Genomic DNA, 11,617 nt, shown 5'->3' with positions numbered 1-11,617 from the left:
GATGGGTTGCGTATTCTAAATTATTCATTCACTGCATCACCATTCCAGAACATATTGTTGGAAAGGTGATGTTACTAAGCAGATATTAAGATCTCCTTTCGACCACTGTGATGGTATCTAAAGAGATTATATTATGAGCTTAAATCAATTAATTAACACTCTTTCCTCAGTATCAAGCAAGAAACCTTTTATAACGCCCCCTATTTTTTATGCCAATGGGGAACCACATTTAGGGCATGCATATTCAGGAATTATCGCTGATATATTTAACCGATTCTCTTTGTTGTTGGGAGTTGAAAGTAAACTAATAACAGGGACTGATGAACATGAGTAGATAATCGCGAACACAGCTCTATCTCGACAACAACCCATACAAGAATTTGTAGATGAGACCTCGGAGTCTTTTCAAATATTGTGGCCACAGTTATGGATAAAGCCTGATGTTTTTATACGTACAACATCTGAAGATCACAAAGCGCATATTCAGGATTTATGGAAAACTCTACAAAAACAAAATGATATATATCTAGGGCACTATTCAGGTAACTACTGCTAAGCATGTGAACAATATTATCCAGAACGTGAGCTGATCAATAACAATACCTGTCCAGTACACAAACGACTAGTAATTGATGTTGAAGAACAACCATCAACAATCCCCTCCATTATATACAGAAAAATTGGTTTCATTTACAGACACTATCAAACCTATATGGCGATTATGACTTATAAGATGTCTACAAATTGTCTTAATGTATTGGTTTTAGGTAGTAGCAGTTGCTACAAACTTACTCTTAATAGGTGGAGGAGATTTGTTTAATTAAGCGAAAAGACTATTATTGTTATTTACTAGAAATTACTCATGTTACCTTGCAAAGCGCTTTAGTTACACGAAGCTTGAATTTATAATTTTATCAACGCAAATCAATAAGTTAAACTTATTTTATTATTTTTTATGAATTCTCAGATCTTATGCCTTTCTTAGTTAGTTTGAAAAAGCCTAACTTGTTCTCAAAGTATTGAGACTCTCCCAATTCTTAACTAGGAAGTGGTCAACTATCAAAGATATTCTTCAACGAACCATACAAATCATTAATGTCGATAGGCTTGGCGATGTGGGAAATGAAGCCTTGAGCTAAATAGCCATCTACATCTTGTTTCATAACATTTGCGGTTAGTGCTATTACAGGTAGGCTAGGTTTTAGATCGCTGATAAGCCTTTGAGCTTCTGAACCATCCATGACAGGCATATGGATATCCATCAAAATTAAGTCATAAGTACCTTTTTCAACCGCATTCACTGCCAATTGGCCATTTTCTACTATTGTTAATTGAGCCTTTGTTGATTTCAGCATCGACTCTATCAATATTTTATTAATAGGATTATCCTCTGCTATTAATATTTTTTTATCGGCTAAATTGGGTGCTGATGGTGACTTTTGTGTTTTCGGTACCTTTACCATATCAACAGGCTTTAATGGTAATGTAACTTCAACCTTCGTTCCAACTCCCTCCGAGCTAGTAATTTCAATATTACCATCCATCATCTTTATCAGACTTAAAGCGATAGACATACCTAGGCCTGTCCCCCCATACTTCCTTGTTGTAGAAGTATCCGCCTGAGTAAATCTCTCAAATATTTTGGAAACAGCTTCTTCATTCATACCAATGCCGCTATCTATCACTTTAACAAGAAATGCGGACTGTTGACCTTCTCTATGACTGCTAACGCTTATTTTTACGCCTCCGGCATTAGTAAATTTAACGGCATTGGAGACAAGGTTTAAGAGAACTTGTTTTACCCTAACCAAGTCACCTACCCAATAATCAATGAAGCTATCATCCTTTTCGATTAAAAATTCAATTCCCTTACTAATCACAAGTGTTTCCATATCATACTTTACGGAATCTAAAACTTCTGATAATGAAAATTGCTCCTGCTCAAGAATCACATTATTAGATTCAATCTTTGAATAGTCTAAAATGTCATTGATTATAGTTAATAAAGACTGGGCTGAAAAAGTAGCATTGTTGAGCACTAGCTTTAAATCAGATGGTAACTCAGCATCCTTAAGTAGCTGTAATCCACCTAGTATTGCATTCATTGGAGTTCGTATTTCATGACTCATATTAGCTAAAAAATCGCTTTTAGCTCTTGCGGCACTTTCAGCTGCTTCCTTAGCGCTTGATAAAATCTGCATGGCAAGGGTTTTATCAGTAACATCATAATTAACACCAACGACTTTAATTGCATTACCGAAACTATCTCTTAGCACTTCTGCACAAGCTTTTAAATTCCTAATATCACCATTTGGATGAACCACTCTAAATTCTGGTTCATACACCTCAACGCCCTCAATCACAGCCTCTAACTTTGACTTAATGCACTCGATGTCGTCGGGGTGAACTCTGTTTATCCAAGTTTCTTTAGTACCTATTTCTTTTACACTGGCTTCTGTTGTTCCATAAAGCCTATACATCCACTTATCCCAGTCTAACTCTCCTGAAATTAAATCCCATTCCCAAACTACAATCCCTGCGGAGTCATTAGCAAGTTGAAGCCTCAATGCCAAGCTCTCAGCTTTTTCTTTAGAAAGTTGTATCTGTGCTTCAGTTTCTTTTTGTGCTGACATATCTTGCACAATTGACCAAATAGAGGCTTCACCGTTGCTATGACTAATTTTTATGCCTGATAACAATATAGGATAAGTTACGCCTGATTTATGTATGTATTCTTTAGGGTAAGGCCCATAACGACCAGTCTCATTTAACAAATCTAATTGCAAATACTCTTGCTCTTCATACTCTTTAGGAGTGAGTTGCCAATAATCCATTTGATTCAGTTCATTGATACTGTAGCCTGTGATATCACTGAATGATTTGTTTACAAATTCAAAACTACCGTCTTCAATTGAGTTTATAGCAATGCCTATAGGTGCAAGATTAACGAACTTCTCAAACTTTTGCTTTTCTTCTAGATAAGCTAGCTCAAACTCGCTTTTCTTGATTGACGCTTCGTGTAACTCATTTTGGGTATTTACCAGCTCAGAGATATCTCGACCAATTGCTAGAATTAATTGTTTATCCCTAACTGACAATGCAGTTAATGAAACTAAGCATGGGAAAGTAGAGCCATCGAGTCTAGCATGGGTCCATTGGAATAGTTGTGGTCCATCTGACATTGTCTTCATAATATACTTGTTAGCCAGCTCATCTGAACAGTTACCGCAGGGTTGAAACTTAGGTGATAACTCTGATGGGCTTAAGTTTATAAAATTGTGGCAGCTTTCAACACCGTGCATATCGATAGCCGCTTGATTACACTCTATAAACTTACCTGTCTTCAAATCTATTATAGATAACGCATCACCCGAGACTTCAAATAACTTCTTATATTTATCACGCTCACTGGTAATTTGATCGAGCATCTTTTTTAGCGCTTTATTTTCCGCCTCTAAATCAGATCTATTTGAAGCCACTTTGATTCCTGTTGTACTCATTGATAAGTTCAAAAACAGTATAGCCGTACGATGTAAATGTATAAAGCATAAGAGTTAAGTTGTAACTACATGCTATATTAAGTCGAACGACTGCAAAGACAGGTATGATGCTAGGCAAAAATTATGCAACACTCAAAACGCTTGGCTTGTAAAAAATATATTTAAGTATTTCCTGATTTTTTTTAAAAGTAAGGCGCTATAAATAAAACAAAAAGGTTAACTTCAACAACGATGCGCTCTATAATCATTTAGGGTGAAACTAAAATAAAAAACAACCCTTAAGTACCAAAATGAGTTATTGAAAATATGAGATTGAAAATATCCCAGGCAGCAGCAAGCATGTTTTACAGTGCCATTATGAATTTCTTCTTAATTCTGCCTGTACTAGGATTGACGGAATCTATTTTAAGCAATAATGAGCTGATGTATGTTACAACGCCAATGACAGCTCTTATATCTGCTACATGTTATTTAATGCTCCATCTCTTAAAAAATGCGAAGCTTAGTGAAAAAGCCCTAAAAGCCTTATTACCACTAACTCTAATTTTTTTCCTGGTTTTTACATTTCTTCAGCTTGCTTTTTGGCTGCATATGGATATAGCAATCCCCTTAGGCCCAATCGATAAAAGTCCATTCACTTTATCTCTAGCGCCAGTCTTTATGTTTGCTATTACTTCTGGGGTGTTTATCAAGCTAAAGTTTTCTAACGTAAGGAGTAATGAACTTAGAAGCATTCAAACTCTATCTCTCTTCATACTTACTTTAGGGTTAGTTGTTTGGTATCAAAGCTCTTTTTCTCTCATTAAAACAGAAGAAACGAATGCAAGAGAGAAAGTTAAGCTAATAGAAATAATGTTAAATAAGACACTTACAGATCAACAAAAATCTTTAAGCAGAATAATAGCAAGAGCCGAAAACTTAAATCCAACTGAGTTCAACAAATTAATTAAAACGGACACACACCATTACACTACAGACTACGAAATGGTAAAAGGGATCTTGGTCTTAGATGATAATCTCAAACTAGTTTACGGAAATGAATTTGCAGAAAATTTTTACTACACGGGTAAACTTGAAAAGCCAACTATAAAAAGTTGGTTGTTAGAAAAGTCAAAAGTTACAAATTTTGCGGCCAACTCTCTGACCCTTAAAACTGAAACGCCAGTACTAATGTTTCATGCCATAACTAATCTTGATGGGGATAAAGTCAGACACATCATTATGTTAGTTGACATGAATCTACTATTCGAAAAGAATTACCTAGACTACCTAAGTAAATACGACACTTTTATTGAATTAACTCCAGAGTTATTTTTCTCTATCGACATTGAAAATAGCACAAAAGAAAAACTTCTGGATATCAAAGCGAAGTATAATCACTTCATTACCGATAAGATTACTATTAAGGAACTTATCACACACCGGGTATTTAGCTTTATCAGTAATTATCAAACAATCCATTTCAATACTGTTATTACTCAACTGACACTATGGCTTACGTTTTTATTTCTATTTGTAGTTATTTTAATAGCCGACGCATCAAGAGAATCCGCTTTAAGAGCTAAATTTGATGAAGTCACTGGCTTATTAAGATTGAACTCTCTTCGCGATGAATTACGAGAATTTAAAGGCATTGAGCAATTTTCAGTATTTATTTTGAAAATAGATTTATTTGAATCAATTATCAGCTCCTTAGGACATGAAGTTTGCGATGAAATTTTAAGAGTAGTTGCCTGTAGGATCAAAGCAACCATGCGAGGTAACTTTGTTTTATCTAAAGGCTTTGGGGATTCATTTGTTATTTACTTATTTGAAAAACCGAGTGACAAGAACAGTGAATGTTTAACACAATTACTGAATGAAATATCTAGAACATATGAAGTCAATAATTTAAAAATTAATCTTACAGCTAGTGCAGGCTGCGTTAGTTATACCACTCCAGCTGATATAGACATAAAACATAACCTCCATCAAGCTAATATAGCTTTGGCTCAAGCTATTCAAAGGGGTGGAAATCAACCCGTTTTATTCCAAGCAGCAATGGAGGATGAATACAAGGAGGCTGTTGACATAAGGAATGCTTTGTTTGGGGCTATTAAAGACAATCAGTTCTCTGTTTTTTATCAACCAATCCACAAGCTTGAGGACGAAAGCGTTGTTGGTGTTGAAGCCTTAATTCGCTGGGAGCACAATGATAAATGGATTTCACCCGCAAAATTCATACCTATCGCAGAAACAACCGAGCAAATAGTCCAGATAGGAGATTTAGTTTTACAGCGTGTAATTAGTGATATTAATCGCTCACCTGCACTTCAAAGAATCAAAGTTGCTGTAAACTTTTCAGCTAAACAAATTATTAAGCCTGATTTTCTAAACAACTTAATTGATCAAATAGCAAATAGCGCTGCTCAATTTAATAACTTTACAGTAGAGGTCACTGAATCATCTCTTCAGGATAAATCACTTGTAAGTCAAACTCTTCAGGCTGCTATGAACAAGGGAATTAACATTGCTATTGATGACTTTGGGACTGGTTACTCTAGCTTATCATCTCTTGCGAACCAGCCATCAAACATCATTAAAATTGATCGAGAATTCACCTTTGGCGCAGAGATACCTTCAAAAGAGCAACGCCTATTAGATACAATAATCAATGCCTGTATCGATTTAGATAAAGCTGTCGTAGTGGAAGGTGTCGAAGGTAGAGAATTGATTAGTTATTTAAGAAAGTTTAAAGAGATTAGGATCCAAGGATATTTTTATTCAAAGCCCTTACCTTTGGAAGAATTAATCGAATACATCCACAACCATAAAGTAAAAAAACTATAGGCAACAAGCCATTTATTTCAACAATTACAAATTTCACGTAATCTTAAACACATAGCTTAATTTTAAAATTAAGCTTTCTCTCATTCTTTCATGAAGTGAGACCAACTAACGTAAAAATAAAACACGCCAATTAAATATCAATTTCCACTATTTTTATTCAAATTTAAATAAAAATCCGGCTTTATGCTGTTTTTAAGAGTTTAAGATTAATTCGACTTTAACGTTGAACATTAACTCTTAAGAGGTTTAAAAATGGAACTAACCAACCAATCAAGCATTGTTGAAGCACCAACAATCACTAAAAAAATGTCTACAGCTAAAAAAGCGACCATCGCACTGATGGTATTCTTTTTAGCTCTGTTAATTTCACAAGGTGTAATGGCTGCGGCCCCAACTTCTGGTGACTTCCTATACGGAGTTTACAATGAAGTAGTTGGCTGGTTAACCGGCGCACCTGGCATCATCATTTCAATTTTCACATTTGGCTTTGCTGCTTTCCAAGGCATTATGAAGCAGAACTATGCTACTTGTGTGGGCGCATTCCTTATAGCACTGCTATTTGCAAATGCACAAGATGCTGTTGAGTACTTCCTAACGGCTTCAGTTGGAGTGCTTTAAACCATGGAAACGCCCAATCGCTACCGCTGCAAGACCCACATCAACCAACCGCTATTAATCTTGTTTGTATTTACTAAAGAGCAAGTAATACCGTTGATGGCCGCAGTAGCGATTGGCATGGTGACCAAACAGACCTTTATCCTTGTATGCCTAGCCATGGCATACATTTATATCTCTCAAAAGGTTAAAGGCCGATTCCCTAAAGCCTATGTTAAACACAAGCTTTGGTCTTATGGGTTCATCTTAACCAATCAAAGCAAATCAATTGCAGATCCAGTTAAACGTACATACCACCGCTAAGGCAAGAAAATGCTTGATGATAAATCCGCTTCAGTTCGAAGCTTCAAATCGATGGTTGCATCTAACAACATAAGCCGAGTAGCTAACCTATTTTTATCCATTACAGTTGCTCTAAGCGCTTTAACACTGTTTTTCAAAGACAGTGAAGTCGTTGTTATCCCAGAACAGAATTACTTTGGTGAGCTTACAATTCAAGGCGATAAAGCTAACCAGAATTACCAACAAGCATGGGCCTACAGCGTTTCTACTCTAATAGGCAACATTAACTCGCAAAACATCGATTTTGTAAAAAAGATAATGATGAAAATGTTATCTCCACAACTACAAGTTGAAATCGAGCCAATGCTAGATAAACAAGCTGAAATGATAAAAATGCGTGATATACGACAAGTTTTTATTGCCGACGACCTAATTCATGAACCTGAAACTGATTTAATCACCATTTGGGGCCAAAAAATCACTTTCATTGGTGGAGAACCCAAAGCAGATACGAAGTGGAGCTACGAATTTAAGATCACCGCAAGAAATGGAAGACCTAAAATCACCCACTTAGATCAATATCCGGGCACCCCAAGAAAGCGAAAACAAGCGATGGAAGCGCGTGGCGATGCTGAACCGGGAACTTTAGAGTCGCAACCTTACTATGACAGTGAGCTGGAGATAGGGGTACTAGAAGCGGCAAAAGAACTGAAAGTGAAAGAACAACAGGAGAGCAACTAGATGAAAATGAAATCAATACTTTTAGCCATTGGTTGTGCGTCTAGTACATTCATCTTCGCTAATGATGCAACTGAAAATCCAAGCAATACATTCAAGCTACCAACAGAAGTAGTAAATGAACAACCTATTCCGGTTACAAAACAAGCCATATTTGAAGCGACTAAAAGCGGCATTAAATTAGATAGTCGAAGTGAGCCTGCAATGAAAACAGTCTCACCTCAAGATGAAATCAATCAAATTGCCGATAACGTAAAACCAAACGGAATGATGAATGAAGCTGACTTTAACCAATACCAGCAGCCACAAACTGCACAGTCAATTCGCTCAGGAAATGGGTACTCATTCCTAGATATCGTTAAATCAAAATACAAGCCAACCCAAAACCTTAGCAACCTTGAACCGGGTGCTAATATCGCTATACCTGTAGCCGTCGGCTTGACGAACCCAATCATAACTAACTTTAAGATGGTTGCCGCTAGAACCCACGACGAAGAATCAGTCATTGAATTAGAAGATGGCCGTTTATACATCACTTTAAACTCACTTAAGCCTGTTGCTTTAATGTTGTTTGAAGAAGGTGTGCCAGAGTCAATGATTAATCTTACATTGGTACCAATGGAAGCGATGCCCGTTGTTGTAAATATCGATGTGAATCTTTCAAAAACGATGCAATACAAAGGCGCAAATCACAGAGCGGAAATAAAAGAGCAAGAAGCGTTAACTGAAGCGTCTTTAACTGAAGGCCACGTCGCAAATGTTGAAACAGATCGAGTGGCGCGTATTAAGCAAATTCTAAAACCTGTTGGTAAAGGTGAAATACCACAAGGTTTCTCACTTTCTCATGATGTATCAAAAGCGATGCACCAACCTTGCGGCTTAACCATTAGTCAGCAAGTACTACAGCGAATTGTCGGTCCAAGAGAAGTTGTTGATGTAGTCAGAGTCCAAAATACAACTACTCGCCCCTATACAATTCGTGAACAAATGTGCGAGTCACGTGATGTTATGGCCGTTGCCATTTACAACAAATCACTACTTCAACCTGGCGAAGCAACAGAAGTTTATATCCTGCGACACAAATTGCGCCAAAGCATTGTTAACACTAACTCTAAACGTCCTCGTGTAATCAACTAAGGCTGGTGGAAATGAGCATTAAAAAACAATGGGAAAATCCCAAAGTTAGAAAGTTTGCAGCAATACTGGTGATTATTCCTATTGCGTTCTTTGGTTATAAGTCGATGTCTTCGAGTGATAATAAAACCAGTCTGCAGGACAGAATTGCAGCAAGACAAGCTGAAGACCGCCTTGATGGAAAGGGTAAAGTACGCGGGCTATTTGATTCTGAAAGCATTGCTAACATCGATAAAAACGAATTCGACGAAATCTATGACAAGTCTGTAGACTCAATTCGCAGAAAAGAGCGTGAGGTATATACAGAAAAAGAGCGTGTACTTGAGATGGTTCAGCAACAGCAGCAAAGCATCGATGACCTGACGCTAAAATTGAAAGATTACGAGCGCCAACTGGAAGTTCGCGATAGAGCATATGCAAATACCCAACATAATAGACAATCAAATGGTGGCTCACGCTCAAATTACAACACTTCATACTCTGGTGCAGAGCAAGGGCAACAAGCTATAGCTGATGCACCACAACAGTACGATGAGAGGGTCTTTGACAGAACCCCTACTCAGCTTGTTACTGCAAAACCACAAATCGAAGGCCGTGTTATTAGAACTATCACCCAACGCAGCGTTCGAAGTATTAAGAGTTCGGTGTTGTTGAAGAAAAACAGCAAAAAGATTTATTGATCACACAACAAAGTCTAAAACCTGAAAAAGAGGTCCAAAAGAAAAGCGATCCAAATGAAGGTGGACTAATTGATTCTGACGAGGGTGTTGTTTACTTGCCTGCAGGCTCATTTTTCTCTGGTGTTTTACTTACTGGTTTGGATGCTCCAACACAGCTTGCAGCCAAGTCTTCTCCTATGCCGGTTGTTATCCGAGTTAAAAAAGAAGCTATCTTGCCTAACCATTTCACTTTAGATATTCGCGAGTGTCACGTTATTGGCCAAGCAATCGGGGATTTATCAAGCGAAAGAGCGCATATACGCGCACAATCAATTACATGTGTACGTAATGACGGTAAGAGTGTTGAAAGCGCGATTCAAGCGAATGCAGTTTCTGACTTTGATGGCAAACTTGGTATAGCCGGCAGACTTGTAAGCAAAAATGGTAACCTCTTAGCAGGCTCTATGGCAGCTGGATTTATGAGTGGCATTTCTGAAGCTGTTGCACCTCAACGAACTACATCAATCAATACGTCTGGTGGTGATAGAGCGGTATGGGAATCAGTAGACTTAGGCTCCGTTGCTTCCGCTGGTGTGTTCCAAGGCTCAGCTGATGCTATGGATAGACTAGCTGAATACTACATCGCTTTAGCAGAACAGATTCACCCAGTAATTGAGATATCACCGGGACGTTCAATTACATTCGCTGTGCTATCTGGCACTAAACTAAAATTAGGTGATTAAACAATGAATGACTATATAAAAATGATTCTTATCAGCCTAGTAATGTCAGCCTTAGCATTTTTTGCTGGTGTATCTTACACAAAAGCAGTAAGCGAAAAATCGATGATTGAAGTAACTGATTTAATTGCAGGTTATGCGAAAGTTCAAACGTTTAATCCAGAAGAAATTTCAAAGCGCATTACATCAGAGGGGGCTACACCTGCAGAGCTGGCATCTTATATCGAGCGTTATATTAAGCTCCATCAGCTCAAAGGGGTAATGCTTATTGATGAAAGTTATGTAGTTGCAAAGCCTAATTTCTCATCATCTGCTACGCTTACTATGAGCGAGCTAAATAACCTTAGTGAAAAGTACAATATTAAAACTGAAATAGATTATGACTCACTCCTTAGTGAATTCAATAAAACAATTAAAAGCGCCAAGAATTACACAAATTAGATCCCAACTAAAAACCGCCTCATCATTTTGTAGGCGGTTTTTTTTGATCTATGTCCTATTCTTAATATCAAATTCATTGGATTTACATCAGGTGTTAATTAACCACGAGAGCAATTTAAAAAACAACGCGATAGCTTTCTCTACTGATATATAATATTAATTCTAAAAATAATTATGATTCACTAATCGCGAATTCAACCCCGAAGTGCACCACTCGCTAAATTAGGCCGCATTGCGTAATTCGTTAAACACAACGACAGGCTGTTTGTAACCTAGGCACTTTCTAGGTCTGGCGTTTAGCGCACGTTCTACATCGGCCTCCTGCTTATCCGTGACCGTTCTTAAATCCGTGCCTTTGCGTATGTACTGGCGCAGTAAACCGTTGAAGTTTTCATTCAACCCGCGCTCCCATGAGGAATACGGATTAGCGAAATAGATATCCGTATTGAGCTTATCTGCAACTAACTCGTGGTTACAGAATTCGCTGCCATTATCAGCGGTTATCGTATGCACATGGCGGCGATATCGCCACAACATGCCTATCATAGCTCGGCTTACGTCTGCCGCGCTCTTTGCTGGCACTTTACGTATTAAATAAAGCTTGCTTTGGCGTTCAACTAGGCTGACTATGGCACCCGTTCCATGCTTACCCAGTACGGTATCAGCTTCCCAGTCACCG

Annotated in this window: 10 protein-coding genes and 1 pseudogene; 9 read left to right on the top strand and 2 right to left on the bottom strand. The window is 37.7% G+C overall.

The window, feature by feature from the left end:
* Positions 1 to 133: 133 nt before the first annotated feature.
* Positions 134 to 556: pseudogene (locus NH454_RS19235) on the top strand (class I tRNA ligase family protein).
* Positions 557 to 1,052: 496 nt separating this feature from the next.
* On the opposite strand, the gene NH454_RS19230 reads toward NH454_RS19235, so the two are convergent.
* The gene (locus tag NH454_RS19230; protein WP_235373825.1) at positions 1,053 to 3,500 is read right to left on the bottom strand and encodes a PAS domain S-box protein; all 2,448 of its coding nucleotides are present in this window, start codon (positions 3,498 to 3,500) and stop codon (positions 1,053 to 1,055) included.
* Positions 3,501 to 3,806: 306 nt separating this feature from the next.
* Between NH454_RS19230 and NH454_RS19225 the strand changes: the two genes are divergently transcribed.
* From NH454_RS19225 to NH454_RS19190, 8 genes are all read left to right on the top strand, one after another.
* A complete protein-coding gene (locus tag NH454_RS19225; protein ID WP_235373826.1) occupies positions 3,807 to 6,329 on the top strand; it encodes a bifunctional diguanylate cyclase/phosphodiesterase in 2,523 nt (840 codons plus the stop codon).
* Between the two features lie 252 nt (positions 6,330 to 6,581).
* Entirely contained in the window at positions 6,582 to 6,947 is a 366-nt protein-coding gene (locus NH454_RS19220; RefSeq protein WP_036973921.1) for a hypothetical protein, read from the top strand.
* 3 nt (positions 6,948 to 6,950) lie between these two features.
* Entirely contained in the window at positions 6,951 to 7,247 is a 297-nt protein-coding gene (locus tag NH454_RS19215) for a type IV conjugative transfer system protein TraL (protein ID WP_036973922.1), read from the top strand.
* Positions 7,248 to 7,256: 9 nt separating this feature from the next.
* Complete coding sequence (locus tag NH454_RS19210; protein WP_036973924.1) at positions 7,257 to 7,967, top strand: TraE/TraK family type IV conjugative transfer system protein; 711 nt, start codon at positions 7,257 to 7,259, stop codon at positions 7,965 to 7,967.
* Positions 7,968 to 9,101, top strand: a complete 1,134-nt coding sequence (locus tag NH454_RS19205; RefSeq protein WP_235373827.1) for a type-F conjugative transfer system secretin TraK — start codon at positions 7,968 to 7,970, stop codon at positions 9,099 to 9,101. It begins immediately after the preceding gene.
* 11 nt (positions 9,102 to 9,112) lie between these two features.
* Positions 9,113 to 9,778 (top strand): hypothetical protein, encoded by a 666-nt coding sequence (locus NH454_RS19200; RefSeq protein ID WP_253039991.1) that lies wholly within the window; start codon positions 9,113 to 9,115, stop codon positions 9,776 to 9,778.
* The gene (locus NH454_RS19195) at positions 9,775 to 10,500 is read left to right on the top strand and encodes a TraB/VirB10 family protein (RefSeq protein WP_253039989.1); all 726 of its coding nucleotides are present in this window, start codon (positions 9,775 to 9,777) and stop codon (positions 10,498 to 10,500) included. Before NH454_RS19200 ends, NH454_RS19195 begins: the two co-directional genes overlap by 4 nt.
* A 3-nt stretch (positions 10,501 to 10,503) precedes the next feature.
* A complete protein-coding gene (locus tag NH454_RS19190; RefSeq protein ID WP_235373828.1) occupies positions 10,504 to 10,938 on the top strand; it encodes a hypothetical protein in 435 nt (144 codons plus the stop codon).
* 222 nt (positions 10,939 to 11,160) lie between these two features.
* Here the strand turns inward: NH454_RS19190 and NH454_RS19185 are convergent.
* The coding region (locus NH454_RS19185; RefSeq protein WP_235373829.1) for an IS30 family transposase at positions 11,161 to 11,617 on the bottom strand (457 nt) is incomplete at its 5' end.

Origin of the sequence: Pseudoalteromonas sp. Ps84H-4 (assembly GCF_024124645.1) — a bacterium.
Classification (GTDB): Bacteria; Pseudomonadota; Gammaproteobacteria; order Enterobacterales; family Alteromonadaceae; genus Pseudoalteromonas; species Pseudoalteromonas lipolytica_C.
This window is presented reverse-complemented; position numbering and strand designations above follow the sequence as displayed.